The 25706-nt window shown below is 72.6% G+C and carries 22 protein-coding genes and 1 pseudogene; 11 read left to right on the forward strand and 12 right to left on the reverse strand.

The features are described 5' to 3' along the window. From DC432_RS10380 to DC432_RS10390, 3 genes and pseudogenes are all read left to right on the forward strand, one after another. Positions 1–304, forward strand: a pseudogene (locus DC432_RS10380) (sugar ABC transporter ATP-binding protein); the annotation flags it as partial. Beyond that, a complete protein-coding gene (locus tag DC432_RS10385; RefSeq protein WP_116537835.1) occupies positions 297–1259 on the forward strand; it encodes a PfkB family carbohydrate kinase in 963 nt (320 codons plus the stop codon). The pseudogene DC432_RS10380 and the gene DC432_RS10385, both read left to right, overlap by 8 nt. Then, positions 1256–1915, forward strand: coding sequence for a nucleoside/nucleotide kinase family protein (locus DC432_RS10390; RefSeq protein WP_116537836.1), 660 nt, complete (start codon positions 1256–1258; stop codon positions 1913–1915). Before DC432_RS10385 ends, DC432_RS10390 begins: the two co-directional genes overlap by 4 nt. 305 nt (positions 1916–2220) lie before the next feature. Here the strand turns inward: DC432_RS10390 and DC432_RS10395 are convergent, their stop codons facing one another. The 6 genes from DC432_RS10395 to DC432_RS10420 are packed head-to-tail and all read right to left on the reverse strand — an operon-like array spanning position 2221 to position 9189. Then, positions 2221–3078: a DeoR/GlpR family DNA-binding transcription regulator gene (locus DC432_RS10395; protein WP_116537837.1), complete on the reverse strand. Its 858-nt coding sequence runs from the start codon at positions 3076–3078 to the stop codon at positions 2221–2223. A gap of 9 nt (positions 3079–3087) precedes the next feature. Continuing rightward, on the reverse strand, positions 3088–4080 hold the full coding sequence (gene pdxA, locus DC432_RS10400; RefSeq protein ID WP_116537838.1) for a 4-hydroxythreonine-4-phosphate dehydrogenase PdxA: 993 nt from the start codon (positions 4078–4080) through the stop codon (positions 3088–3090). Further along, entirely contained in the window at positions 4077–5360 is a 1284-nt protein-coding gene (locus DC432_RS10405; protein WP_116537839.1) for a four-carbon acid sugar kinase family protein, read from the reverse strand. Before DC432_RS10405 ends, pdxA begins: the two co-directional genes overlap by 4 nt. Next, positions 5360–6823, reverse strand: coding sequence for an aldehyde dehydrogenase family protein (locus DC432_RS10410; protein ID WP_116537840.1), 1464 nt, complete (start codon positions 6821–6823; stop codon positions 5360–5362). Before DC432_RS10410 ends, DC432_RS10405 begins: the two co-directional genes overlap by 1 nt. 37 nt (positions 6824–6860) lie before the next feature. Continuing rightward, on the reverse strand, positions 6861–7874 hold the full coding sequence (locus DC432_RS10415; RefSeq protein ID WP_165801244.1) for a hypothetical protein: 1014 nt from the start codon (positions 7872–7874) through the stop codon (positions 6861–6863). Positions 7875–7920: 46 nt separating this feature from the next. Beyond that, positions 7921–9189 carry an ADP-dependent glucokinase/phosphofructokinase gene (locus DC432_RS10420; protein WP_116537842.1) on the reverse strand — a complete coding sequence of 423 codons (1269 nt, stop codon included), beginning with the start codon at positions 9187–9189 and terminating at the stop codon, positions 7921–7923. Positions 9190–9401: 212 nt separating this feature from the next. On the opposite strand from DC432_RS10420, the gene DC432_RS10425 reads away from it, so the two are divergent. The 5 genes from DC432_RS10425 to DC432_RS10445 all read left to right on the forward strand — a co-directional run bounded on the left by DC432_RS10425 (position 9402) and on the right by DC432_RS10445 (position 16823). Continuing rightward, positions 9402–10415, forward strand: coding sequence for an LLM class flavin-dependent oxidoreductase (locus DC432_RS10425; RefSeq protein WP_116537843.1), 1014 nt, complete (start codon positions 9402–9404; stop codon positions 10413–10415). Positions 10416–10753: 338 nt separating this feature from the next. Continuing rightward, on the forward strand, positions 10754–11959 hold the full coding sequence (locus tag DC432_RS10430) for an LLM class flavin-dependent oxidoreductase (RefSeq protein WP_116537844.1): 1206 nt from the start codon (positions 10754–10756) through the stop codon (positions 11957–11959). Continuing rightward, complete coding sequence (locus tag DC432_RS10435) at positions 11956–13302, forward strand: NtaA/DmoA family FMN-dependent monooxygenase (RefSeq protein WP_116537845.1); 1347 nt, start codon at positions 11956–11958, stop codon at positions 13300–13302. Before DC432_RS10430 ends, DC432_RS10435 begins: the two co-directional genes overlap by 4 nt. Further along, positions 13299–15191, forward strand: coding sequence for an FAD/NAD(P)-binding protein (locus tag DC432_RS10440; RefSeq protein WP_116537846.1), 1893 nt, complete (start codon positions 13299–13301; stop codon positions 15189–15191). Before DC432_RS10435 ends, DC432_RS10440 begins: the two co-directional genes overlap by 4 nt. A 162-nt stretch (positions 15192–15353) precedes the next feature. Continuing rightward, entirely contained in the window at positions 15354–16823 is a 1470-nt protein-coding gene (locus DC432_RS10445) for a radical SAM domain-containing protein (RefSeq protein ID WP_181373568.1), read from the forward strand. A 17-nt stretch (positions 16824–16840) separates the two neighbouring features. Here DC432_RS10445 and DC432_RS10450 read toward each other — a convergent pair whose 3' ends face one another. Genes DC432_RS10450 through DC432_RS10465 form a run of 4 tightly spaced genes read right to left on the reverse strand, consistent with a single transcriptional unit; the run spans position 16841 to position 20824 of the window. Then, a complete protein-coding gene (locus tag DC432_RS10450; protein WP_116537847.1) occupies positions 16841–17881 on the reverse strand; it encodes an ABC transporter ATP-binding protein in 1041 nt (346 codons plus the stop codon). Then, positions 17878–18711, reverse strand: a complete 834-nt coding sequence (locus tag DC432_RS10455; RefSeq protein ID WP_116537848.1) for an ABC transporter permease — start codon at positions 18709–18711, stop codon at positions 17878–17880. The genes DC432_RS10450 and DC432_RS10455 overlap by 4 nt, the downstream gene beginning before the upstream one ends. Further along, positions 18708–19583: an ABC transporter permease subunit gene (locus tag DC432_RS10460; RefSeq protein ID WP_243393096.1), complete on the reverse strand. Its 876-nt coding sequence runs from the start codon at positions 19581–19583 to the stop codon at positions 18708–18710. The genes DC432_RS10455 and DC432_RS10460 overlap by 4 nt, the downstream gene beginning before the upstream one ends. Then, positions 19580–20824 (reverse strand): ABC transporter substrate-binding protein, encoded by a 1245-nt coding sequence (locus DC432_RS10465; RefSeq protein WP_116537849.1) that lies wholly within the window; start codon positions 20822–20824, stop codon positions 19580–19582. The genes DC432_RS10460 and DC432_RS10465 overlap by 4 nt, the downstream gene beginning before the upstream one ends. A 72-nt stretch (positions 20825–20896) precedes the next feature. On the opposite strand from DC432_RS10465, the gene DC432_RS10470 reads away from it, so the two are divergent. After that, entirely contained in the window at positions 20897–21589 is a 693-nt protein-coding gene (locus DC432_RS10470; protein WP_165801245.1) for a TVP38/TMEM64 family protein, read from the forward strand. Beyond that, positions 21582–22208, forward strand: a complete 627-nt coding sequence (locus DC432_RS10475) for a CDP-alcohol phosphatidyltransferase family protein (protein WP_116537850.1) — start codon at positions 21582–21584, stop codon at positions 22206–22208. Before DC432_RS10470 ends, DC432_RS10475 begins: the two co-directional genes overlap by 8 nt. A gap of 83 nt (positions 22209–22291) precedes the next feature. Here the strand turns inward: DC432_RS10475 and DC432_RS10480 are convergent, their stop codons facing one another. Then, positions 22292–23749: a dihydrolipoyl dehydrogenase family protein gene (locus DC432_RS10480; protein ID WP_116537851.1), complete on the reverse strand. Its 1458-nt coding sequence runs from the start codon at positions 23747–23749 to the stop codon at positions 22292–22294. Positions 23750–23786: 37 nt separating this feature from the next. Between DC432_RS10480 and DC432_RS10485 the strand changes: the two genes are divergently transcribed. After that, complete coding sequence (locus DC432_RS10485; protein ID WP_116537852.1) at positions 23787–24452, forward strand: methyltransferase domain-containing protein; 666 nt, start codon at positions 23787–23789, stop codon at positions 24450–24452. Between the two features lie 129 nt (positions 24453–24581). On the opposite strand, the gene DC432_RS10490 is transcribed toward DC432_RS10485, so the two are convergent. After that, positions 24582–25604: a methylenetetrahydrofolate reductase C-terminal domain-containing protein gene (locus DC432_RS10490; RefSeq protein WP_116537853.1), complete on the reverse strand. Its 1023-nt coding sequence runs from the start codon at positions 25602–25604 to the stop codon at positions 24582–24584. Positions 25605–25706 lie beyond the last annotated feature (102 nt).

Raw genomic sequence — 25706 nt, forward strand, 5'->3', positions numbered from 1 at the left:
CGTCCGTGCCGCCGCCTTCGGGCGCGGCGTCATCATCATGGACGAGCCGACGGCCGCTCTGGGCGTGAAGGAGTCCGGACAGGTCATCGACCTCATCCGCTCCATCAAGGACCGCGGCATCCCCGTGATCCTCATCAGCCACGACATGCCCCACGTGTTCGAGATCGCGGATCGAATCCACGTCCACCGGCTCGGCCAGCGCGCGGGCGTGGTCGATCCGAAGCAGCGCAGCATGTCGGAGGTCGTCGCCCTGATGACCGGTGCCGAGCGGCCCACCGACGACGAGCGCGCGGGACGTGTCTGAACCGCGAGGCGTCTTCGTCGGGCTGACGACGCTGGACGTGGTCCACGTCGTGGACCGCGCTCCGGCGCCGAACGAGAAGGTCACCGCCACGGCGCAGTTCCTCGCGGCGGGGGGACCCGCGGCGAACGCGGCGGTGACCTTCGCCGCGCTGGGCGGACAGGCGACGCTGGTCACGGCCATCGGGCGCGGCTCCGTCGCGGAGGTCATCGTCGCGGACCTCGAGCGGCACGGCGTGCGCATCGTCGACCTCACTCCCGATGAGGGGGATCGCGCACCGGTGTCCGCCGTCAGTGTGAACCCCGCGAAGGCCCAGCGCAGTGTCGTGTCGATCGACGCGACCGGCGCGAGCGTCGCCGCCCCGGCGTCGGCGGATGCACGGGCTCTCGTCGGCGAGGCAGCCGTCGTGCTGATCGACGGCCACCATCCCGCACTCGCCGTGGCCGTCGCCGGGGCCGCGCGGGCGGCCGGGCTGCCCGTCGTCGTCGACGCCGGTCGCTGGAAGCCGGTGATGGCCGATCTGATCGATCTCGACCCGCACATGCTCTGCTCGGACGACTTCCGCCTGCCCGGCACCGACTCGGCCGACGACAGCGCGCGGGAGCTGCGACAGCTGGTCGGCACCGTCGTGACGACGCACGGCGGTGCCCCCGTCGATTACCGGGAGAGGGGCGAGCCGGAGGGCCGCATAGAGGTACCGCCCGTGAACGCGATCGATACGCTCGGAGCCGGAGACGTCTTCCACGGCGCCTACGCGTTCGCCCTCGCCGCCGGGGAGGCGGACATCCGGGAGCGCATCGCCTTCGCCGCCCGTATCGCCGGGCGGCGGGTGGCGACGATGGGGCCGCGGGAGTGGCTCACCGCCCTCCACGCACCCTCCGCCCCCTCTCCCTCTCCCTCTGTCCCCACGCACTCCGACCCGTCATCCCCCGGTGCCGAGAAACAGGTTCGACCATGACCACTCCTTTCACCCCGACCGTCGAGGAGCTCACCCTCGCCGACGTCGTCGCCCAGGCCCGCACGCTGGCCGTGCCCAAAACTCGCCGTATCCTCGGCCTCACCGGCGCTCCCGGAGCCGGGAAGTCGACGGTGGCGGCACATATCGTCGAGGCCCTGGGCCACGAGAGCGCCGTCCTCGTCCCGATGGACGGCTTCCACCTCGCGAACGAGGTCCTGCTCTCGCTCGGACGCCGCGATCGTAAGGGTGCGCACGACACCTTCGACGACGACGGATACGCCCATCTGATCGAGCGCATCCACGCGCAGAAGCAAACGGACGCCGTGATCTACGCACCGGTCTTCCGGCGCGAGATCGAGGAGCCGATCGGCTCGAGCATCGGCATTCATCCCGAGACGCCGCTCGTCGTCACGGAGGGCAACTACCTCCTGCTCGATAAGGACGCGTGGCCGAAGGCCCGGGCGGCCGTGGATACCGTCTGGTTCCTCGCCCCGGCCGAGGATATGCGCCACGAGCGGCTCATCCGACGCCACCAGGCCTATGGCAAGTCCATCGACGACGCGCGGTTCTGGACCCTCGGTTCGGACCAGATCAACGCCGACCTCATCCACTCGACCGCACGTCACGCCGATCGGGTCATCCGGATCATCGACTGACCGAGAGCACCGAGGCCCCGGTCCTCGCGGAACCCCCGTTCCGTGATCGCCGGGGCTTCGTCGTTCCCCCGACGCTTGAACGGACGGACGCGGGGCCGGCGACGCGGCTCCGGTCGAGGAGAGCAGGGAACGGGTGGATGCCGGGATCCCGGCGGCGCAACTCCGGCAGGGGCGGGGTGGACACCGGAGACCCGGAGCACTCCTACGGCCAAGAGCGGCGGACGCGTGCACGACTCGGGCCGGGACTCGCCGGTCCGCGCGTGCATGCGCGACTGCGGACGAACGGCGGATCCCGGCCCCGCCGGTCAGGTGGACAGGCCGGCGGGCCGCTTCGCCGGACCGGCGGGTACGATGACCACCTCGACACCGGCGTCCTGGTCGAAGGGACGGAGCTGCTCGGCCGTGGCACCGTCGTCGGTGATGAGCGTGTAGCCCCCGGACAGCACGGCCCACGCGGTGAAGGGGGCGTTGCCGAGTTTGGACGAGTCGGCGAGCACGTGCGTGCGCAGCGCGTTGCGCGACATCGATTCCTTGATGATCGTCTGCGTGAGGTCGGCCTCGCAGATACCCCGGCCCGCGACGATGCCGTCGGCCCCGAGGAAGGCATGGTCGGCGCTCACCCGGCGCAGCGCCTCCTCGGAAAGGGGGCCCACCGTGCTCTGACTCGGCCTGCGCAGCTCTCCTCCGAGGAAGATGACCGTGAAGGGCGCCTCCATGAGCGTGGGCAGTTCGGTGAGAGAGTTCGTGATGACCGTCAGATTGCGGAACGACGTCAGACCGGGCACGAGCTGGCCGACCGTCGTCCCGCCGTCGAGGAAGACCGTGTCCCCATCGGCGACGAGTTCGAGGGCGCGCCGTGCGATGGCGTGCTTCTGCTCCCAGGCCTGGCCGTCGCGCTCATCGACCGTGGTCTCGTGCCCGTGGCCCGTGAGGAGGGCTCCGCCGTAGGTGCGCGTGATGCGTCCGTCGCGTCGCAACTCGGCCAGGTCGCGACGGATGGTCGACGGCGAGACGGCGAGCATCGCACTGAGACTCTCGACCGCTGTCTCACCCGACTGCACCATGGCGACGATGCGTTCGCGGCGTACCCGAGTGGCGCCGCGGGCTCCCGACGAGGCCGCCGGGGCGGGGACCGCGGACGACGGTGACGCGCTGTGTCGCATGGAACGTGTCTATCGCACTCGGGCCAACAGGACAGCCTGGCGAAGCGCCTCGGTCATGCCCGCCCCGTCTGCGATCCCCTTGCCGGCGATGTCGAACGCCGTCCCGTGGTCGACCGAGGTGCGCACCACGGGGAGTCCCACCGTGATGTTGACGCCGGCATCGATGCCGAGCACCTTGACGGGGCAGTGCCCCTGGTCGTGGTACATGGCCACGACGATGTCGAAATCGCCGCGCACCGCACGGAAGAAGGCGGTGTCTGCGGGCACGGGACCCTGCGCGTCGATGCCCTGCTCGCGGGCGTTCTCGATCCCCGGCATGATCTTGAGCTCCTCCTCGGCGTAGCCGAAGAGGCCGTTCTCACCCCCGTGGGGATTGATCGCGCAGACCGCGATGCGGGGCTTCTCGACGCCCGCGTCGACGAGGGTCCGGTGCGCGCGTTCGATGGTGCGGGTCACCAGGCCCGGCTCGATGCGGTCGATCGCGTCGATGAGCCCGAGGTGGGTCGTCACGTGGATGACGCGCAGCGACCGCGCGCTCAGCATCATGGACACCTCCTCGGTCCCGGTCAGGTCGGCGAGCAGTTCGGTATGGCCCGGGTAGATGTGCCCCGCCAGGTGCAACGCCTGCTTGTTCAGCGGCGCCGTGCAGATGGCATCCACGGATCCATCGACGGCGAGGTCGACGGCGCGCGCGATGTACCGGTACGCGGCGTCTCCCGCGGCGGCCGAGAGCTGGCCGAAGACGACCTCGGGGGTGACGTTGGCGAGATCGATCACGGGCACGGCCCTGCCGTCGAAGTCCGCCTCATCGGGGTGCTCGACCGCGACGAACTCCACATCCGAGCCGAGGGTGGAGGCGACGTCGCGCAGCCAGGTGAGGTCGCCGATGACGACGGCGCGGGTGCTCTCGCGCACGGTCGGGTCCGCGAGGGCCTTCACGATGATCTCGGGGCCGACGCCCGCGGGGTCTCCCATGGTGATGGCGATGCGTGGACTGGTCATTGTGCTCCTTCGAGTTGCCGCTGCAGATGGATGACGGCGCGGATCAGGGCTTCATCGTCGCCGAACGATCCGGCTTTCGAGACGAAGGGGAAGGCCGCCTGGGGTGCGTTCAGCCCGGGCTCGGCGAGCCCCGCGGCCATGCCGCCGTCGAGGGACGCCGTCACGTGGAGCGTGAGGACGCCCAGTTGCTTGAAGCTCTGGCGGGAGGTCTCGCCGCCGACGACCACGATCCCGTCGACGTAGCCGCGGAGTTCCGCAACCACGGCGGCGATGACGCGGGCGTGCTTCGGGTCGAGCGGGAGCGTGTCGTCGACAGGACGCTGCACCCCGATCGCGGCGACGGCGCCGGTCGCGAGGGCCGCCCGCAGCTCTCTGATGAGGCGCGAGACATCGCTGGGTTCTTCGGCGTAGCAGGCGACGGCCCCGTCGGCGACGAGCGCCTCGAGCTGGGCCGACGAGCGTGCGGATGCGCTCCCGGACACGACGAGGATGCGGGGATCGCGCCGGGTGGTGAGAGCAGGGAGGGCGGGTGCCGACTCATCATCTTCCCCCGCATCGAGCTGCGGAGACAGCTCGAGCGCGAGCTGGCGGAACAGACCGGCCGAACCCACCCAGAGAGCGACGGAGGACGCGACCCCGATCTCGACGATGCGGCGGAGGTCGGCATCCGTCTCCGCGTCGAAGACGTAGATGACCGGCCGTGGGTGCGGCGCACCGACGACCTCGTTGCCGAAGCCGCCGGAGCGCAGCTCGTCCAGGCCCACCACGCGAACGGCGAACCCCGTCTGCTCGGCGAGCGCGCGCACGGTCGGCGCCGCGAACCGCACGTAGCTCTCCGTATCGTCGAGGTCGACCCCGTCGACGACGACGCGAGATCCCCGGGTGATCCTGCCCTGCTCCGGTAGCGCCGGGGCGAGGAAGACCGGGCCGGGCTGCTCGAGCCGTGACACGACCGCGCGGATGTCGGATGCGATGGAGCCCCGCAGGAGGGAATCGATCTTCAAACCGAGGCGCATCGCCGGGGTCTCGAGGACGAGGTCGATGCAGCGGTCCCTCTTGTCCACTGCGGCGAACGGGGAGAGGTCGCGGGTGTCGGAGCACAGGATGCGCACGTCGGCCCCGCGACCGGGGCGGGCGTCGATCGCGGACGATGGGATGACCTGGGTCGTGAAGCCGTGCGCGGAGAAGGGGGCGGCCGCGTCGAGAGCCCCGGTGAGGTCGTCGGCGATCACCGCCACCCCTCGCCGCGTCTCCCGCTCGCCGTCGATGTGCGCCCTCATCAGGACCGTTGCGACGTGTGGCGGACGTAGGTGGTCTGTCGGCGGAAGAACTGGTCGAACCCGTGCGGGCCGTCGTCACCGCCCAGTCCGCTCTCGCGGAAGCCGGTGTGGAAACCGTTCATCTCCTCGGGGCCCGTGCGATTGACGTACACCTCGCCGAAGCTGAGGTCGTCGCTCGCGCGGAACGCGGTGTCGAGGCTCGAGGTGAAGACGTAGGCCGACAGCCCGTAGTTCGTGTCGTTCGCCCGCGCCACGACCTCGTCCCACGTGTCGAACACGCTGATGGGCGAGACGGGCCCGAACACCTCGTGTGTGAACACCGCCATCTCGTCGGTGACGTCGGCGAGCACGACCGGGTTCATCCAGTAGCCGGCCCGGAAGGCCTCGGCATCCGGAAGATCCGCCCCGAGAACGACGCGGGCGCCCTGCGCGGTGGACTCCGCCACCAGGGCCTGAGTCTTCTCGAGCTCGGCGCGGCTGACCTTGGGGCCGAGCTGCGTGGACTCGGAAAGGGGGTCGCCGACCACCAGCTCGCCGACCGCCGCGACGTAGCGCTCGACGAAGTCGTCGTATACGTCGCGATGCACGAAGATGCGCTCGGCGCAGATGCAGACCTGGCCGTTGTTCGCGTGCCGCGAGGCGACGGTCTCGGCCACGGCGTGATCGAGGTCAGCGTCGGGCATCACGATCAGCGGGGCGTTGCCGCCCAGCTCGAGCGAGACGGGCTTCACCTGGGATGCCGCCGCGGCGAGGATCGCCTTGCCGGCGAACGTGCTGCCGGTCATCGAGATCATCTGCGTGGCGCGGCTCGTGACGAGGGCCGAGCCGATGACCTCGCCCGGTCCCGTCACGACATTGACGAGGCCGGGCGGAAGCAGGCCGCTGTCATGGATGATGCGCGCGACGGCGAGCGCCGACAGCGGCGTCTTCTCGTCGGGCTTGACCACGATCGCGTTGCCCGCGGCGATCGCGGGAGCGACCTTGCGCGAGGTCAGCGCCGAGGGGTAGTTCCACGGGATGATCGCCCCGACCACGCCGTGCGGCCGGCGGCGGACCCACAGGCTCTCGCCCCTGTTGGGGGTGTAGCCCATCTCGTCCGTAAGGGTTTCGAGCAACGAGGCCGTGTAGCGGAAGTACCCCGACGTGGCGCCCGTCTCCCCCCGCGCCTCCGAGATGGGCTTGCCCACCTCCGCGACCAGCAGCTGCGCGAGCTCCTCGGCGTGCTCGTCGAGCAGATCGGCGATACGGCGCAGGATCGTGGCTCGCTCCCCCGGCGGCGTCGCCGCCCAGGGCCCCCACGCGCGGTCGGCGGCGGCCAGCGCGCGCTCGAGATCGTCGACGCTGCCGTCGTGGACGACGGCGACGACCTCTTCCGTCGCGGGATTGCGCACATCGCGCGGAGCACCGCGACCGGTGGAGAGCTCGCCGGCGATGAGCAGATCGGTGGTGATGGCGTTCGACATGATGACCTCTTTGCGTTCTTCTTCGGACGTCGTCGGATCAGGCCCGTGCAGCCTCGGCGTGGTACGTCTCGTACCACCCGCTCGAGACGCTCTCCGCGGAGAGCGACGGGCGGTAGGGGCGCGCGTGGGCGCGGGTGATGTCGGTCAGGTCCCGCAGGCGCTGTCGCGCCAGCTCGATACCGATGTTCCAGGCTTCGTCGGTCGTCGCCGTGCCGGCTTCGCGCCAGATGGACCGTCCTGCGAGCCATCCGCTGGAACCCGCCTTCGACGACAGCTCGACCTGGTCGGCGAACTCGGCGAAATCGACGCCCGCCGAGAGGATCACCCACGGCACGTCGATCGCGGCATCCAGTTGCGCGAGGGCGTCCTCGGCGCGCGTCACGTCGCCACCCGCGCCGAGGTAGCCCGGGAACTCGGTCTTGAGCACGTCGGCTCCGAGCTCCACGGCGAGCCGGCCCGACTCCACGATCCCGTCGATTCGCGCTTGCTTCCACTCAGACGAGGTCGGGTCTTCTCCGGCGAGCGGATGCCAGATGGGTTCGACCACGAGGGGCATCGCCCAGTCGGCGGCCTCCTTCGCGAGTGCGGAGACGAGGTCACGCTGCTGCGCGGCGAACGGCGACTCGGGGCGGTAGAACCACAGGAGCTTCGCGACGTCGGCCCCGGCGAGTTTCGCCTGGCGGATGCTCCACGTCTCGCGCATCCGCGTGGCCCGCTCGGTGGCATCGCCGAGGTAGCCGTCGTCCTCGAGGCTGACCATCACGCCGATGTCGCTGCCGATGGCATCCGACAGCACCGACTGGGCGTAGGAGTACTGCGGGTCGACGAGGAAGCCGCTCACCGACTCGCGCAGGCCGTCGATGACCCGGTGCTTGCCCGCGACCGTCTGCTCATAAGTGACGGTGGAGGGGTCGTCGTCGATGAGGATCTGGAAGTCGGAGAGGTGGTCGATCGCGCACAGCGTGAAGAAGCCGTCGGACGTCGTCGACCGACGCAGCGATCGGACCTTGCCCACGTCGTGGGGCAGCGGAGCGGAGGTGGAGTGAGACACGGAGGGACCTTCTTGTCGTAGGTGGTCTGTCGAGGTCGGAGCGAGTTCAGCGGGGCGCAAGGGCGAGCAGCATGCCGGCGACGAACGTATCGCCGAGGCCGAGCGTCACGCAGGGCGACGGCGTATACGGGGAGGGCACCGCCACAAGGCGGTAGCGCGGATCGGGAGACTCCCGGCGCAGCGAGGCGGGGAGGGGGCTGAGAGTGGTCCCGGCCGGCATCTCGCGCGGGAGGACAGGCGCGCCGGTCACCGCCCGAGAGGCGGCGAGCAGGCAGCCGGCCAGCAGGGCCTCCTCCTCGAGCACCGGATCGCCTGTCGTCACGACGAACGCGAAATCGTCGGCGTGCACACTCACACGATCCAGCCCGAGCTCGTTCGCGATGGCGACCGCCGCCTCGACCGGGTCGGGGATGGATGCCAGCTGACCGAGTTCTGAGAGCGACATACCGAGGCTGTTGGCGAATCCCGTCAGCCCGGCGACCGCGGAACGAGCGTGCTCGTGGCTCTCGTACTCGGCGATCTCGAAGTGAACGAGCCGGGGGCGGTCCGCGAGCCAGGCGAAGCGATCCTGGAACCAGGCCCGCGTGGGCTCGACGGCGGCGGGCTCGGCCGTCTGGAAGCCGGACAGCAGCATTGTCGTGAGCCGGTGGTCCTCCACGTACGCCGCGAACGCGTCGTCCAGGTCGAGAGCGCGAGCCGGAGCACGCAGGATGATGCGGGTCGAGCGGCGCGTGATGATCGCCTCGGCGTCGCCGACGGCTCCGCGCAGCAGCACGCCCTGCGTGAACTGGAAAACGAAGATCGGGTCGTTCGGCCGTGCGGGCGACGGCGTGATCTCGCGCGGCGAGTGCAGCCCGCCGTCGTCGCCGACGACGCGGAGGCCGTCGTCCATCGTGTCGAGCTGCGCGGCGGTGCGATCCGACAGGGCCAGTACGCTCTGCACGCCGAGGGATGCCAGCACGCGCGAGACCTGTGCTCCGGTCCCCCCCATCGTGGGCGTGCCACGGAAGGTGCGCACGATCCAGTCGAATCCACGACGCTCGGCGAGGACTTCGCCACCGCGACCGTTCAGGATTCGATCGTGCAACCATCGGGCGAGGTCGCGCACCTCTGCGTCGTCGTCGTCCCGCGCGTCGACGATGGCGGCGAATTCGACCTCTCCGACGGTGCAGATGTGGTCGTTGCACACCGAGAATCCGGTCGCGATGAGCGGCGCGGTCCGGACGAGTCCGTTGAGTCCTCCGAGGACCGCGGCGTACTTCGCGCGAGCTTCCTCGACCTCGAGGAGGTCGTTGCCCGACAGCGTCTCGCTCATCCTTGTGCCACTCCCTCGCGACCTCGTCGTCGACGCCGCATCGCCCCACCTGCCTCGTCGAACGCGTGACCGTGGGTTGGGTGACCTCGTGGTCCGAGACTAAGCGAGTCGCGCACATTGCGCAACTAAAAATGCGAGTCGCGCGATACGCGCACATTGCGCGGATGACGGCACGCCGCGCGACCTGACCGCGCCACCCCTATCGTCGATGCATGACCCGCGCCCTCCGCTCTCTCGGCTTCCTCACCATCGGCCTCTTCGATCGCGAGAATCCGCGCGCCGGGCACGAGACCACGCTGTCGATCATCGAGCGCGGCGAACGCCTCGGCTTCGACAGCGCGTGGCTGCGCGATCGGCACCTGCAGTACGGCATCTCCTCCCCCGTCGCGGTTCTCGCCGCGGCCTCGCAGCGCACGAGTCGCATCCGGCTCGGCACCGCCGTGATCCCGCTCGGATGGGAGAACCCGCTGCGCCTCGCCGAAGACCTCGCCACCGTCGATGTCCTGTCGGGCGGGCGGCTCGAACCGGGATTCTCGGTGGGGCCCCCACCGCGGCTCGACGACGTCGCCCACGCCCTGTACCCCGACACGGTCGAGCACGAGGATTTCGGCTACGAGCGCCTCGCGCGCCTGCGTCGCTTCATCGCCGGAGACGCGGTCAGCGCCCGCGCCGGCACCGAGGGGATCGAGGAGTACTCGGAGCGGGTCGAACCGCACGCCGCGGGCCTGTCCGACCGGCTCTGGTACGGCGCCGGTAGCGCGGCATCCGCCGGCTGGGCGGCCGGGAACGGCTTCCACCTGCTGACCAGCAGCGTGGTGCAGGCGGGCGAGACGACCGACTTCGACCGCGAGCAGTACGCGCAGATCCGGCTTTACCGTGACGCCCATCCCGACGGCGAGAAGGCCCGCGTGTCGCAGGGCCTGGTCGTGATCCCCACCGACTCGGCCACCCCCGAGCAGCGTGCCCGCTACGTGGCCTACGCCGACGCGCGGCGCGGGCGGGTCGGCATCCCGCACGGTCCCCGCGGGCTGCTGTTCGCCGAGGATCTCGTCGGCTCGTCCGAGCAGATCGCCGAGCGTCTGCTGTCGTCGCGGTCCTACCCCGAGGTCGACGAGGTCGCGTTCGCGCTGCCGTTCGATTTCGCCCCCGACGACTACGCGCAGATCCTCGAGGACATCGCGGGGCGGCTGGGGCCGCTGCTGGGCTGGCGGGCCGCCGCCGTCTGACGCGCAATCGCGGATGCCGACGTGCGCAACCTCCGCGATGAGCGCAACCTCAGTCGGCACGGGTCGAGTCGCGCGGAGTTTGCGCACATCGCGGAGGTTGTGCACCTCGCGGAGCATGGGCACCTCGCGGAGTGCGGGCGCCTCGCGGGCGCACCCCGCAGCTCGCGCTCTCCCGGGCCCCCGGCGCTCCGGGCACCCCGGCACCCCCGACGCTCCGCTCGGCCCAGCGACGGGCCCGTGGCCTTTCGTGACGCCGTGAGGCGTTGTGTGACGACGCGCGTTGAGACCCGCCCCGTGCCCGGCGACAGTGGTCAGCACCCCTCGAGAGAAGGAGCCCCATGTCGCACCGCGCCCACCTCGCCGTCGCCCTGGACGGCGCCGGCTGGCATCCCGCCGCCTGGCGCGAGTCCACCGCCCGCCCCACCGAGCTCGCCTCGGCCGGGTACTGGCGCGACCTCGCGCGTCTCGCCGACGACGCCGGTGTGCTCTTCGCGACGATCGAGGACGCCCTCTCGCTGGGCGGTCGCTCCCCCGAGGCGGATGCCGAGACCCGCCGCGACCGCGCCCGTGGACGCCTCGATGCGGTGCTGCTGTCGTCGTTCCTCGCCCCCGCGACCCGTCGGCTCGGCCTCGTTCCGACCGTGACCACCACGCACCCCGAGCCCTTCCACGTCGCCACGGGGCTGCAGACCCTCGACCACGTCAGCCGGGGCCGCGCGGGCGTTCGCCTGGTCGCGGGCTCGACCCCGCAGGAGCGCGCGAACTTCGGGCGTCGCGCCGAGGGCCCGGCGGGCCTGCCGGCCTCGGGCCGCGTCGAGGACGACCCCGCGCTGCTCGCCGCGTTCCGCGAGGCGGGCGAGGTGGCCGACGTCATCCGCCGTCTCGCCGACTCGTGGGAGGACGACGCGATCGTGCGCGACCTCGAGACCGGTAAGTTCCTCCACCGCGAGCGCGTGCACCGCGTCGACTTCGCGGGCGAGTTCTTCTCGATCACGGGCGCCTCGATCGTGCCCCGCTCCCCGCAGGGCCAGCCGCTCGTCACCGCCCTCGCGCACCAGAGCGTCCCTTACCGTTTCGCGGCGGCGCACGCCGACCTGGTGTTCGTCACCCCGAGCGACGCGGGCGGGGTGGGCGGCATCCGGGACGAACTGGCGGATGCCGCGGCCCAGGTGCGCGACGAGGTCGAGCCCCTGCGGGTCTTCGCCGACCTGCTCGTGCTCGTCGCCCCGAGCCGCGCCGAGGCCGCCGAGACCTGGGCACGGCTCGAGGAGCGCGCTCCGCTCACCACCGACGCACGGGTCGTCGTGGGCACCGCCGACGACGTCGTGGACGAGATCCGCGCGCTCGTCGACGCCGGCGCCGACGGGGTGCGCCTGCGCCCCGCTCGCCTTCCGGCCGACCTCGTCGCCATCGCCGAGCAGGTGGTGCCGCGGGCGCGGGCCGCCGGCATCCTGTCGCCCGACGGCGGCGAGCCCACGCTGCGCGAGCGCCTCGGCCTGCCGCGTCCGTCCAGCCGCTTCGCCCGTCAGGAGGTCGGCGCATGACCCGCCGTCAGACCCATCTCGCCGCGCACTTCCCGGGCGTGAACAACACCACCGTCTGGACCGACCCGAGCGCGGGCAGCCAGATCGACTTCTCGTCGTTCGAGCACTTCGCCCGCACCGCCGAGCGCGGGTTCTTCGACTACCTGTTCCTCGCCGAGGGGCTCCGCCTGCGCGAGCACCGCGGGCAGCTGCACGATCTCGACGTCGCCGGTCGCCCGAACACCCTCGCTATCCTGACCGCCCTGGCCGCCGTGACCGCGCACATCGGCCTGGTCGGCACGCTCAACACCACGTTCAACGAGCCGTACGAGCTCGCCCGCCAGCTCGGCACGCTCGACCTGTTGTCGAACGGGCGGGCCGGGTGGAACGCCGTGACCAGCTCGGACGCCTTCCACGGCGCGAACTTCCGCCGCGGCGGGTACCTCGACCACGCCGACCGCTATGTGCGCGCATCCGAGTTCGCGGCGCTGTCGAAGGCGCTCTGGTCGTCGTGGCGTGACGATGCGGTCGTGGCGGACGCCGAGTCGGGGGCGTTCCTGCGCGACGACGCCGTTGCGCGCGTCCGGCACGAGAGCCGCCTGTTCGACGTGGACGCGGTGTTCGACGTGCCGCGCTCCCCCCAGGGGCGCCCCGTGATCGTGCAGGCCGGGGATTCCCCCGACGGGCGCGACTTCGCCACCGACCACGCCGACGTCATCTTCTCGCTGCACACAGAATTCACGGATGCGCAGCAGTTCTACCGCGATGTGAAGGGGCGGCTGGCCGCCCGCGGCCGCGACGAGGACTCGCTCAAGATCCTGCCCGCGGCGACCTTCGTGCTCGGCGACACGGCGGACGAGGCCCGGGAGCGTTCGCGCGAGATCGCCCTGGCCCAGGTGCGGCCGCAGACCGCGATCACGTATCTCGAGCAGATCTGGAACCGCGACTTCGGCGGGTACGACGCCGATGGTCCGCTGCCCGACGTCGAGCCCGACACCGGCGCCGAGACCGCGCAGGGCTTCGCGGGACGCCACGCGGCGATCCGCGCGCGGATCGACCAGCTGCGCGCCCTCGCCGCCGAAGAGAAGCTGTCGATCCGCGAGCTCGTCATCCGTCTGACGGCGAAGCACACCTTCGTCGGGACGCCCGAGCACGTGGCATCCGAGATCGATCGGTACGTCCAGGAGCGCGCGACCGACGGCTTCACCGTGGTCGGCCACGTCACCCCGCACGGCCTCGACGAGTTCACCGATCGCGTCGTGCCGCTGCTGCAGGAACGCGGCTCGTACCGCCGGTCGTATGACGACGGCGCGACGCTGCACGACCTGCTGGGGCTGCCCCCGGTGGCGACTCCGGTGCGATGAGCGTGCAGCCCTCGCGACTCGTGGTGCTCGGCGCGGGCCCGCGCGCGGTCATGCTGATCGAGCGTCTGCTCGCGCGGCGCACGCGCGCGGACGCGCCGGTGCAGATCACGCTCGTCGATCCATTCCCGCCGGGCGCGGGGCGCATCTGGCGGCGCGAGCAGTCTCCGCTGCTCAAGCTCAACTCCATGGCGCGCGACGTGACGGTGTTCACCGATGACTCGTGCTTGATCGCCGGTCCCGTGCGGTCGGGTCCCTCGCTCATCGAGTGGGCGGAGCGCGTGCGCGACGGGCGGCTCCCCGACGTCGACCTCGACGACCCGACGCTGGCCGACGAGGTGCGGGGGCTGCGCGGCGACAGCTTTCCCACGCGGCGGTTGCAGAGCGTGTACCTCGACTGGTTCTGGCGCCGCACGGTGGCGATCGCGCCGCCCGGCGTCGCCATCGACCACCGCGCGTCCAGCGCGCAGTGGGTCGACGACACCCCCGACGGGTGGGAGGTCGCCCTCGACGACGGCACCCGCCTCGACGCCGACGTGCTCGTCTACGCCCTCGGCCACGCCGGGCGCGAACCCTCCGCCGAGGCGCGCTCCCTGCGCGACGCCGCCGCGCGCGAGGGCCTGACCTACCTCGAGCCCGCTTTCACGGCCGACGCCGACCTGTCGGTCCTGGGCGCGGGCGAGGACGTGATCGTCCGGGGGATGGGGCTGGCATCCATCGATGCCGTCGTCCTGTTCGCCGAGGGCCGAGGCGGACGCTTCGCGCGGACCGACGGCCGCCTGACGTACGAACCCTCGGGAGCCGAACCCCGTCTGCACCTGGGCTCGCGCCGAGGGGTGCCGTACCGCTCGAAGGTGTCGTCACCGCTGCGCGGCGAGCCGCCCACCCGCGAGGTCCTCACCCCCGCGGCGATCGCCGGCCTGCTCGCCCGACCGGACTCGGTCGATTTCGTCGACGACGTGTGGCCGCTCATCGCCCGCGAACTCGTCTGGGGGCACTACCGCGAGCTGTTCACCGGCCACCCCGACCGCGTCGGCACGACGTGGGAGCGGTTCCGCGAGACCCTTCGAACGGTGGATGCCGACACCCCCGCGCTGCGCGCCGCCGTGGCCGCGGTGGTTCCCGATCCGCTCGACAGGTTCGACGTGCCGGCCCTCGACCGGCCACTCGCGGATGAGACCTTCGCCGACGCACGGGCCGCGCACGACCGCGTCCGTCGGCACATCGTCGACGATCTGCGGCTGCGCACGACGCCCGAGCACAGCACGGCGCAGGCGTTGTTCCTGACCATCCTCGGCTCGTTCCTGGCGCTCGCCGACATCCCCACCGAGCGGTGGAGCGCCCGCTCGCGCGCGGTGGACCTGCCCGTCACCTGGCACACGTTCTTCAGCTACGTGGCATCCGGACCCCCGCCGCATCGCCTCGAGGAGCTGCTCGCCCTCGCCGACGCGGGTGTCGTGCGCTTCCTCGGCCCCGAGGTCTCGGTCCGTGTCGAACCCGGTCGCGGCTTCGTGGCCTCGTCACCGCGCGTGTCGGGCGAGCTCGCGGCTCGCGCGCTCGTCGACGCGTGGCTGCCGGCGCCGGGCGCTGCCGCGAGCGACAACCCGGTGCTGCGCGAGCTCGCCACCCGGCACGGCCGTGAGGTCCATGTCGCCGATGAGGGCTTCACCGGCTCGCTCGGGCGGATCGACGTGGATGCCGACGGCCGCGTCATCGCACCGACGGGCGCCGCGCACGAGACGGTGTTCGCCCTCGGGCCCTTCACCGCCGGCACCGAGGCCGGGGCCTTCACGCGTCCGAACGCGAACTCGCTGTCGCTGCGGCAGACCGACCGCGTGGCCGAGGCCGTGGCGGCCGCGCTGGCCGCGCGTCGCGTCGCCGCCGTCCGCTGACCCGCCCGCGCCCCACCCGGTCGCCGCGCACCTGCTCAGGAGTTTCGCGCGGCCGCCGCCCCCACCCGGCAACGGGAAGGGGCAGGATGGAACGACGCGCAATCCGAACCGGGGCGAGCGGCGAACATCCCTCGTAGGGCGAAGACGCCACGAAAGGACGACATGCGACTCGCGACGACCCTCCGACGCTTCGAGCTGGACACGCGGCCCATCCACCCCGAGACCCGCCGCGCCCTCGACCGGCGGTGGGCCGAGCTGCCCCCGCACGCCAAGACGCCCAGCCAGCTGCTGGGACGCAGCGCGGTGGGCTGCGAGGGGACGCACGGCGTCTTCCCCAAGTGCAACCTCACGTGCTCGCCCTGTTACCACTCGGCCGACGCCAACAAGGTCCGCATCGACGGCGACCACACGGTCGACAACGTCACGCGTCAGATGGACTACCTGCGCGAGGTCCGCGGACCCCGCGCGCACGCGCAGCTCATCGGCGGCGAGGTCAGCCTGCTGAGCGCCGAGGACCACGCGCGCTCGCTGCTCGCGATGCGCGCCGTCGGCCGCGAGCCCATGTCGATGACGCACGGCGATTTCGACTACGACTACCTGCTCGACGTCGTCCTGGACGACGACGGGAAACCCCGCTTCGACAAGGTGTCGTTCGCCGCGCACTTCGACTCGCTCATGCGCGGTCGCCGCGGCGCGGTGCGCCCCCGCAGCGAGGCCGAGCTCAACCCGTTCCGCGAGAAGTTCGCCCGCATGTTCGTCGACCTCAAGCGCGACCACGGTGTGAGCAGCTACCTCGCCCACAACATGACGGTCACCCCCTCGAACGTCGCCGAGGTGGAGCAGGTCACGCGCGATGTGCTCGAGATGCCGTTCGACATGATGTCGTTCCAGCCGGCCGCGTTCATCGGCGACGACCGCCGCTGGCGCGAGGACTTCGGCGAGGTCACGATCGACGCGGTGTGGGAGCGCATCGAGGCCGGCGCCGGGCAGAAGCTGCCGTGGCAGGCGACGCAGTTCGGCGATCCGCGCTGCAACCGCTCGACCGTGGGTGTGCGCGTCGGAAAGACCTTCGCCCCCGTGCTCGACCCCGAGGACCCCAAGGACATCGCCGCGCGCGACCGGTTCCTGTCGCACTTCGGCGGGATGATCTTCGGTGGCATCCCCCGTCACGTCCTGGCGGTCAAGGTCGTGCGCGCTCTCGCGTCGCACCCGGGCGACATCCCCCCGCTGATCGGCCTGATGTCGCGCGTCCTGCGCCGCGCGGGTGGTCTGCGAAAGGTCGTGGCGGCCGCCCGCCGCGGCAAGGTGTCGTTCAAGACGTTCGTGATCCACAATTTCATGGATGCCGAGCAGGTCGCGCCCGCGTGGAAGCTCATGCAAGAGGGCGTGACCGCCGACGATCCGCTGCTGCGCGAGACGCAGGAGCGCCTGGGCGCGTGCATGTACGCCATGGCGCACCCCGAGGACGGCCGCCTGGTGCCCGCGTGCGTGCAGCACTCGGTGCTCGATCCGAAAGAGAACGAGGAGCTGCGCCGCATCCTGCCGCTGCCGACGGTGCGCCCGGGTGCGACGGTGACGGCACGCCCCTCGGGGCTGACCGCGGTACGCGAGACGGGTGCGCGCACGGCCTGAGGCGGCGGGAACGTCCCTCAGCCCACGACCACGTGCGCAAGGGCCTCCGGCACCGAGAGCGCCACCTCGTCGCCCGGTCGCAACGCCGACACCGACGCGACCTCGGCGTGCACCTCGAGTGCGCCCGCGTCGACGGTGATCTCGCTGCGCGCGCCCACCAACCGGCGCGACCGGACCGTGCCGGCGATGCGGAGGGAGCCGGCATCCGTCCCCTCCCCCACCCGCACATCTTCTTGCCGAAAGACGAGGGTGGCGGGTCCGTCGGCGACGCCGGTCGCGGCCACCGCGCCGAGGGCACTGCGATGGATGCCGCCCACCACCTCGCCCGGGACGGCGTTGCGCCCGCCCATGAGCTCGGCGGCGCGCAGGCTGCCCGGTCGTCGGTAGGCGTCGGCGACGGTGCCCTCGTGCAACAGCCGGCCGTGCTCGACGAGGGCGATGCGATCGGCCACGCGGGCGGCCTCGTCGCGGTCGTGCGTCACGAGCAGGATGGTGGGGGCGAGGTCGGCGCGCACCGCCTCGAGCAGATCGTGCATGTCGGCGCGCAGGGCCGGGTCGAGGGCGCTGAACGGCTCGTCCAGCAGCAGCACGGCGGGTTCGGCGGCCAGGGCGCGGGCGATCGCGACGCGCTGCTCCTGCCCACCCGACAGTTCGCCGACGCGACGCGAGCCGTACCCGGACAGTCGCACGGTGTCGAGGTAGCGCTCGGCGCGCTCGCGGGCACGGGCGCGCGGCATCCCGGCCACGCGATCCGAGAAGGCGACGTTGTCGCGCACGCTCAGGTGGGGGAAGAGCAGCGACCGCTGGAACACCATGCCGACACCGCGGCGTTCGGCGGGGACGGAGGCGACGTCGCGGCCGGCGATCGACACGGTGCCGCGATCCGGGGTCTCGAGTCCGGCGATCACGCGCAGCAGCGTCGACTTGCCCGATCCGCTGGGCCCGAGCACCGCGGTGCAGGTTCCGGCGGCGACCGCGAGGGTCAGGTCGTCGAGGGCGGCGGTCGGCGAAGCCGAGAAGGTCTTGGTCAGTCCCGAGAGGACCAGGTCGGCGCTCACGCGCTCACCTCTTTCGACGAACGGGGGCGGCGGCGGCCGAAGGCCAGCACGCCGACGAGCAGCAGGACGGGCGGGGCGACCGCCGAGAGCGACATGAGAGCGACCGCAGCGTCGTTGCCCAGTCCCGCGGCGGCCGAGGCGACGACGAGCGGCAGGGTGACGACCTCTCCGCCGCCGACGATGAGGGTGACGATGTAGTCGCTCCACGCGACGAGGAACGCCAGGAACGCCGCTCGCGCGAGGGCGGGGGCGATCATCGGCAGCTGGACGCGCCGCAGCACCTGCAGGCGCCCGGCGCCGAGCAGTCGCGCCTCTTCTTCGTAGGAGCGGTCGTAGGCGCCGTACGCGGTGCGCATGACGAACGCGGTATAGGGCAGCGCCATGACCGTCAGCACCAGGGCGACGCCGATGACCGCGGGCACGTGCGCGCGCAGCAGCACGACGTTGACGCCGAGGACCGCGGCGAAGGGTGGCAGGGCGATCGGTGCGAGCAGCAGCACCGACACCAGGCGGGCGCCGGGGACGGCGCCGAAGGTCAGCGCACGGGCCGCGAGGGCGCCGATCAACGTCGCCGCCACGGCGACGACCACGCTCAGCACCAGCGAACGCCCCAACGCGGGCAGGGCCCCGAACGCGACCGCCTGATCGAGCGAGCGCAGGCCGAAGGCCGTGGGGAGCACGGAGGGAAAGCTCCAGCGGTCGGCGAACGACCACAGCAGCAGGGGCAGCAACGGCAGCGCGAACCACACCGCGAGGGCGACGGCGAGCAGCCGCCGCAGCGCTTTGCCGGCTCCGCGGGAGCGGGTGAGGGGGCCGTCGAGGGCGGTCATCGCCAGGCCGCCGTCCGCCGCAGCGCGCCGAAGGTGAGCGCCACCGCACCGAGGGCGAGAACGCACGTCACCAGCGCCACGGCGGCCGCCTCGGGGCGGGAGTCGAGCGAGACGCCCTGGAACAGCCGCACGGCGAGCACGGGGAGGGGCTCGGGGGACGTGCGGCCGAGCAGCCACAACACCTCGTACGACCCGAGCGCGTAGACGAAGCTGATCGCGGCGCCGATGAGGATCGTGGGCGCCGTGAGCGGCAGCAGCACGTGCCGGAACCGCTGCATGCGACCGGCGCCCAGCAGCGCGGCCGTCTCGTCGTAGGTCTGGATGCGGGTCGCGAGCGTGCCGGTGACGATGAGGGCGATGAACGCGGACTCCTTCCACGCCAGCTCCACGATCGCGGCACCCCAGAGGGGGCCGCCGACCCACGGCGCCCACGCCTCGGGAGCCATGCCCAGAAGACGCGGGAGAACCCCGGCATCCGAGAGCAGAAGACCCACGGTGGCGGCGGCGATGAGGTGCGGAATGGTCACGGTGAGCGTGCCCAGGGCCGCCACGACCCGGCTGCTGCGCGTGCGCGACACGATCACGACCGCCGCGGTGGTCCCGATGACGACGGCGAGCGTCGTGGCGACCGCGGCGACGCCGAGCGAGACGCCGATCGCGGCGAACAGCTCACCCGGCCTCGCGGTGAACGCCTCCACCCCCGGGGTGGGTCGCCCCACCACGGGGAGCAGTCCGAACGCCTGCAGCGCCGTCGCCCCGACGCCGCCGCCGAGCACCACGAGCGAGAGGACGACGGCGGGCAGCACCAGCAGCGCGCCGAGCCGTCTCTCGCGCGCGGAACCGGCGCGTCGGGCGACGGGCGCCCAGGTCACCGCGAGAGCACGTTCTGCCGCCACCCGTCGTCGAGGGCGGGGACCCACTCGGCCGCGAGCTCGCCGTGCGCGTTGCGCGAGAGCTCGTCGTACGCGGGTACGACCGGCGACGCCGGCAGCGCGTCGAACAGGGCGCGGTCCTCAGCCGACAGGGCGTCCAGGTCGAGCACGGGGAACTGCCCCCACACGTCGGGCTCGGCCTTCTTGGCCTGCTGCTCAGCGGACAGGGCCACGTTCGCGACGACCATCGCGCCCGCCGCGGCGTCGGAGTTGACGGGGAGGCCGAGGAAGCTGGCGTTGCCGACCGTGCCGTCCTCGAGCGTCAGCACCTTGGTCTGGGCGGGATAGGTCCCGTCCGCCACGAGACCCGTGAGCGTCGCCGGACCGTAAGTCATGGTCATGTCGACCTGACGGTCGGCGAAGAGCTGACCGAGCTCGGTCTCGTTCGCGGGGTAGGTGTCGCCGCCGCGCCACAGGTTCGGGGCGAGGGCGCCGAGTCGGTCCCACAGGGCGGGCGACAACTCGTCGTAGGCGTCCTGCGAGAACGCCGTCGGCACCTGGTCGGCTCCGCCGGACACGCTCGCGAGCGCCTCGCGCACGAAGACCGAGCCGGTGAAGTCCGGCGGCGCCGGGTAGGTGAACCGGCCCGGGTGGGCAGCGGCCCAGTCGAGCACGCCCGCGAGCGTCGTCGGCGGGTCGGCGATCGCCTCGGCGTTGTAGGCGAGGGTGAACTGCGCCTTGTGCCAGGGCGCCTCGCACCCGTCCACGGGCGTGCCGAAGTCGGACTGCAGCAGCGGGTCGTCCGCGCCGGTGTTCGCCATCGAGGGCAGCATCCCGGTCCATCCGCAGCGCCACGCGCCGGCCTCTTTGCCCGTGCGGAAGTTGTCGCCGTTCACCCACACCAGGTCGACGCTGCCGTCCTCGCGACCGGCCTGCAGCTCGGTGAAGACGCGGTTCAGCGCATCGCGGGTGTCGGTCACGGGAACGCGCTCGAGCGTCACGCCGTACTCGGCGACCGCCGGCGCGAGCACGTCGTCGACGTAGGCGTTGCCCTGGTCGTCGCCGCCGTACATCCACAGCTGCACGGTCTGGCCCTGGGCGGCCGAGAGGACGGCATCCCAGTCCGCGAATTCGTCGGCGTCGGGGGCGGCCGGGGCGGCGCACCCGGTGAGGGCGAGAAGGGTGGATGCCGCGGCCACCGTCAGGGCGGTGAGACGACGTCGGCGTCGAAGGGGGGTCATGAGGCTCCTCGGTCGGGACCGGCGACCGCAGGTCGCGTGCGGACTTAGGGTATGGGAGGCGGAGGGGAATCGATGGAACCGAACCGGACCGACGCGCCCGCGCGCGGTGCGATGCGCCGACCCCTGCTGCGCCTCGTTCTTCTCGGTGTCTTCGTCGCCGTCGTCGCAACGGTTGGCTTCGTCTTCGTCCCGCACGACGTCGAGCAGATCCGCTCGTGGTCGAGCCAGGTCGGGTGGCCGGGGGTCATCCTCTTCACGCTGCTGTACGCGGCGCTGACGTTGAGTCCGGCGCCCAAGAACGTGCTGGGCATCGCGGCCGGTCTGGTCTGGGGATTCCCCGTGGCGTTCGCGATGGTCTACGTGGGGGCGCTGCTGGGGGCCGCGGCATCCTTCCTGATCGGTCGCGCGCTCGGCCGCGAGGCCGTCGAACGCTTCACGGGGGCACGGGTGGCCCGCCTGGATGCCGCGATCGGCCGCCGCGGACTGCTCGCCGTCCTGAGCGCCCGCCTGATCCCCGTCATCCCCTTCACCCTCATCAACTACGGCGCGGGGCTGACGTCGGTGCGCCGACGCGACTACGCCATCGGCACGGCGGTCGGGATCCTGCCCGGCTCCGCCGCGTACGTCGCCCTCGGGGCGTTCGGGTGGGAGCTCGGCCCCGCATTCTGGGTCGCCCTGGCCGCCGTGGGCGTGCTGCTGGGGGCGGGACTGATCGCGGCAGCGGTCGTCCGGCGGCGCCGCGCCGCGGAGGCGCCGGATGCTTGACCGCACCATGCGCGCGGTCCTCTCGGGTCCCCTGGATGCCATGGCCGCCGCCCTGGATCGTCCGGGCGTCACCCCCGACCGCCTCACCCTCGCCGGCCTGGCCCTGGCGCTCGCCTCGGCCGGTGCGGCGGCGGCGCAGTGGTGGGCTGCGGCGATCGTGCTGTGGCTGGTGTCGCGGGTGGCCGACGGCCTCGACGGGACGCTCGCGCGACGTCGACGGGCGCGCGGCGACGGCGGCGACAGCGAGGCGGGGGGCTTCCTCGACATCACGGCCGACTTCATCGCCTACGGCACGGGGGTGCTCGGCGTCGCGTGGGGCGCGACGGCCGGCTACGGGGTCGCGTGGTGGCCTTTCCTGCTGGTGCTGGTGGTCTACTACGTCAACGGCACGGCGTTCCTGGCGTTCTCGTCGATCGCCGAACGCACCGGGCGTCGCATCGACGACGGGCGGTCGCTGTCGTTCCTCGGCCGCATCGCCGAGGGAACCGAGACGATCGTCGTGCACGCGCTGTGGCTGATCCTGCCGTTCTGGTCGGGCGGGATCGCCGTGGTGTGGAGCGTGTTCGTGGGGATCAGCGCCGTGCAGCGGGTCGTCGTGGGGTACCGCCTGCTGCGGTGAGATCGCGCGGCGCCCCGGCCCGACCGCCGGACGTCGCGGCGACCGCCCGGCTCCGCGCCGACGCGCGCAACCGCGCCCCGGCCTCAGCGCCGACGCCGGCGTACCCGGCGCAGCAGCCGGATCACCGCGGCCACCGCACCCCGCCGCAGAGCACCCTGCGCGTCTCGCACCGCGGCGTTCCACCCCGCGTCGGAGTAGGTCGGGTACGCGTGCAGCACCCCGGCGAGCGTCCGCACCGTGAGTCCGAGCGACACGGCGGTCGACAGTTCGCCGAGCGACTCCCCCGCGCGCGGTCCCACGATCGTGGCGCCCACCACCCGACCCCGGCGGTCGACCACGAGGCGCGTGAACCCCGCGGTGCGCCCCTCGGCGATCGCGCGGTCGAGGTCGTGGTGCGGGGTCTCGACCACGCGCAGGCCCGAGGCCGCGGCATCCGCCGACGACACCCCCACCGCCGCGACCTCGGGCGCGGTGAAGGTCACGCGCGGCACGTCGTCCAGCCGTGCTCGCCGTGACAGTCCGAGCACGGCGTTGGTGGCGGCGATGCTGCCGAACATCCCGGCCGTGTGGGTGAAGCGCGGCAGCGGCGTGGCGTCGCCCGCGGCGCGGATGCGCGGGTTGCTCGTTGCCAGGGTGCGGTCCACCGCGATGGCGCCGGAGTCGTCGAGCGCGACGCCCGCGGCATCCAGTCCGAGTCCCGTCGTGTCGACCCGCCGGCCGAGCGCGGCCAGGACGCGTTCGGCCACCACCGTCGAGCCGTCGCTGAGGCGAGTGGTCGTGCGCCCGTCCGCCCGCGTGGCCTCGTCGAGCGTCGTGCCCAGGCGCACGTCGACGCCGTCGGCCCGCAGGGCGGCGAGCACGAGGGCGCTGGCGTCGGGATCCTCTTTGGGCAGCACCCGGTCGCCGCGGTGGACGAGCGTGACGCGACTGCCCAGACGCGCGAACGCCTGCGCCAGCTCGCAGCCGATCGCGCCACCGCCCAGGACGAGCAGGCTCTCGGGCAGGGTCTCGAGGTCCCACACCGTCTCGTTCGTGAGCACATCGACGCCGTCGGGGACGACCGGCGAACTCCCCGTGGCGACGACGGCGTCGCGGAAGCGGATGCCGACCCCCTCGACCACCAGCGAACGGGGCCCGTCGAACCGGGCCCGTCCCCGCAGCGTGAACACGCCCGATCCGGCGAGGGTCTCGGGCGAGTCGACGGGTTCGATCTCGGCGATCGCCCTCTTCACGTGCGCCATCACGGCGGCGAAGTCGACCCGCACCTCGTCGACGTGGATGCCGAGCCGCCCGGCCCCGCGCGCGTCCTGCGCCGCGTCGGCCGCCGCGATCAGCGCCTTCGACGGCACGCACCCCGTGTACAGGCACTCCCCGCCGAAGCCTCGCGCCTCGATCAGCAGCACCCGCGCGCCCAGCACCGCCGCGGTGCGCGCCGCCACGAGACCCGCGCTCCCCGCCCCCACGACGACGAGGTCCCATACGGCGCGGCCGGCCTCGACGGGGGTGAGCGGGCGGGCGCGACGGCGCGGGGCGGTGGTCATGGTCGAAGCCTAGGGTGGGAGCGAAGGGGGTGGCGCGATGGCGGCACTGCTGCGCCGATACGGCGCCGGCGCGCGGTGGTACGACGTGCTCTCGGGCGAGCGCTGGGTGTATCGGGCGGGCCGTGAGGCCGGCATCCGTCTGCTCGATCCGCGCCCGGGCGACGTCGTGATCGACCTGGGGTGCGGCACCGGCCTCAACTTCCCCGCGCTCATCGCGGCGGTCGGTCCGACCGGCCGCGTGATCGGCGTCGACCGCAGCGCCGACATGCTCTCCGTCGCCCGCCGCCGGATCGCCACCGCCGGATGGCACGACACCGTGACGCTGGTCGAGGCGGACGCCGCGACGCTCGACCCCGCCGTCCTGCGCGCCGCCGCCGGAGGGCGAGGGGCGGATGCCGTCTTCTCGACGTATGCGCTGAGCGTGATCCCCGAGCGCGCCGAGGCGTGGCGCCGCGCGACCGCGGCGGTGCGCGCGGGCGGACGCGCGGGCGTCGTCGACATGCAGCGGCCGCGTGGGCGGTGGCGCGTGCTCGAGCCCCTGGCCCTGCTCGCGTGCGCGACCGGCGGCGCCGACATCGACGCGCACCCGTGGCGCCTGCTCGAGCGCGACGCCGCCGATCCGCCGCGCGTCGCCCGCGCCGAGCGCAAGGGCGGGCACCTGGTGGCCGTCGCCGCCGCGCTCGCGCCCTCGGTCACCGCCTGACCCCTACCCCCCGTCCCCCGCGCCCTCGCGCGCCCCACTCACCCGTCGAGTGTCCAAAACACACCGCACCACCGCGACACCGCGCGGCGTTTCCTGGACACTCGACGAGTCCGGCGGGCGACCGCGCGCTCAGCGCAGCCGGCGCGCGATCTCGGCGAGAGCTTCGGCGAACGGCTCCTCGGCGCCCTCGCGACCGCCCGACAGGTTGACGCCGACGACGCCCGGCACCGCGAGCATCTGCTGCGCCATCTCCACCGCGAGCGCGATCCCCTCCGCCCGCGGGTCGCGCGCGCGCCGCACGCGCTCCACGAAGCCCTCGGGCAGCGCCAGGGTCGTGAACGACTCCAGCAGGTCGGCCGACGCGTGGTCGACGACCACCGGCACGCAGGGGATGTACCGGATGCCGTCGCCCGCCTCGTCGACGAACCGGCGGACGGGCGCCGCCCCGCCGGCGTGATTGACGAAGCACACGTCCGCTCCCGCCCGGATCTTCTCGCGCAGCCGTGCCGCGCGTCGATCCACCGGCGGAGCCGCCGGTGAGGCGGCCACCGACACCACGTGCCCGGCGGCGCGGGCCAGGGCGGTCGCCTCCGTCGAATCGAGGTCGAACACCGGCGCGGCATCCGGCCGGTGTCCCGTGCGCGTGTGGTCGCCGGTCACGCAGTGCACACCGGCGACCCCCTCGACCGCGAGGGCCGCGAGCTCGCCCTCGATCGCCACGCGATTACGGTCGCGCATGTTCAATCCCGTCCAGACGCGCAGGCCCCGCCGCTGCAGCAGGTGCGCGCGGTAAGCCGGAGGGAACTGCACCCGCGCGTTTCCCGCGTCGCCGGCCAGGACGGCATCCACCTCTCCGGCGAGGATCGCCGCACCCCGATCGATGGATGCCACGCTCAACGCCCGCACAGGAAGATCGGCCACCACCCAGGGACGGGTGCCGAGGGCGTCGAGGGTCTGCGCGGCGGCGGCCGTGCGCGCAGCCGGGGCCACGCCGGTCGTGCGGTCGAGACCCGTCCACGGCACGGTCGGGCGGGGGAGGAACGCGCAGAGGTGCCCCGCGTCGACCTCGCACGATCCGTCGAAGCCGACACCGCCGCAGGGCCCGTACTCCATGCTCTTCGGGCAGGTGTCGATGAGGGGCAGCTCGCTCATGCCCGGCAGTGTACGAATGCGGTGTTTCGGCGGATGTTCATGACGGCAACATCGCCGAAACGCGCGGTGCCTAGGCTCGCCTCCACCCGCAGCACCCCGGAG

Source organism: Microbacterium testaceum (assembly GCF_003075375.1).
Classification (GTDB): Bacteria; Actinomycetota; Actinomycetes; order Actinomycetales; family Microbacteriaceae; genus Microbacterium; species Microbacterium testaceum_E.

Excerpts from the sequence above, each read along its gene's own strand:
- DC432_RS10390 (WP_116537836.1), top strand. The coding sequence starts at position 1,256 with ATGACCACTCCTTTCACCCCGACCGTCGAGGAGCTCACCCTCGCCGAC.
- DC432_RS10395 (WP_116537837.1), bottom strand. The coding sequence starts at position 3,078 with ATGCGACACAGCGCGTCACCGTCGTCCGCGGTCCCCGCCCCGGCGGCC.
- pdxA (WP_116537838.1), bottom strand. The coding sequence starts at position 4,080 with ATGACCAGTCCACGCATCGCCATCACCATGGGAGACCCCGCGGGCGTC.
- DC432_RS10405 (WP_116537839.1), bottom strand. The coding sequence starts at position 5,360 with ATGAGGGCGCACATCGACGGCGAGCGGGAGACGCGGCGAGGGGTGGCG.
- DC432_RS10410 (WP_116537840.1), bottom strand. The coding sequence starts at position 6,823 with ATGTCGAACGCCATCACCACCGATCTGCTCATCGCCGGCGAGCTCTCC.
- DC432_RS10420 (WP_116537842.1), bottom strand. The coding sequence starts at position 9,189 with ATGAGCGAGACGCTGTCGGGCAACGACCTCCTCGAGGTCGAGGAAGCT.
- DC432_RS10425 (WP_116537843.1), top strand. The coding sequence starts at position 9,402 with ATGACCCGCGCCCTCCGCTCTCTCGGCTTCCTCACCATCGGCCTCTTC.
- DC432_RS10430 (WP_116537844.1), top strand. The coding sequence starts at position 10,754 with ATGTCGCACCGCGCCCACCTCGCCGTCGCCCTGGACGGCGCCGGCTGG.
- DC432_RS10435 (WP_116537845.1), top strand. The coding sequence starts at position 11,956 with ATGACCCGCCGTCAGACCCATCTCGCCGCGCACTTCCCGGGCGTGAAC.
- DC432_RS10440 (WP_116537846.1), top strand. The coding sequence starts at position 13,299 with ATGAGCGTGCAGCCCTCGCGACTCGTGGTGCTCGGCGCGGGCCCGCGC.
- DC432_RS10445 (WP_181373568.1), top strand. The coding sequence starts at position 15,354 with ATGCGACTCGCGACGACCCTCCGACGCTTCGAGCTGGACACGCGGCCC.
- DC432_RS10455 (WP_116537848.1), bottom strand. The coding sequence starts at position 18,711 with ATGACCGCCCTCGACGGCCCCCTCACCCGCTCCCGCGGAGCCGGCAAA.
- DC432_RS10465 (WP_116537849.1), bottom strand. The coding sequence starts at position 20,824 with ATGACCCCCCTTCGACGCCGACGTCGTCTCACCGCCCTGACGGTGGCC.
- DC432_RS10470 (WP_165801245.1), top strand. The coding sequence starts at position 20,897 with ATGGAACCGAACCGGACCGACGCGCCCGCGCGCGGTGCGATGCGCCGA.
- DC432_RS10475 (WP_116537850.1), top strand. The coding sequence starts at position 21,582 with ATGCTTGACCGCACCATGCGCGCGGTCCTCTCGGGTCCCCTGGATGCC.
- DC432_RS10480 (WP_116537851.1), bottom strand. The coding sequence starts at position 23,749 with ATGACCACCGCCCCGCGCCGTCGCGCCCGCCCGCTCACCCCCGTCGAG.
- DC432_RS10485 (WP_116537852.1), top strand. The coding sequence starts at position 23,787 with ATGGCGGCACTGCTGCGCCGATACGGCGCCGGCGCGCGGTGGTACGAC.
- DC432_RS10490 (WP_116537853.1), bottom strand. The coding sequence starts at position 25,604 with ATGAGCGAGCTGCCCCTCATCGACACCTGCCCGAAGAGCATGGAGTAC.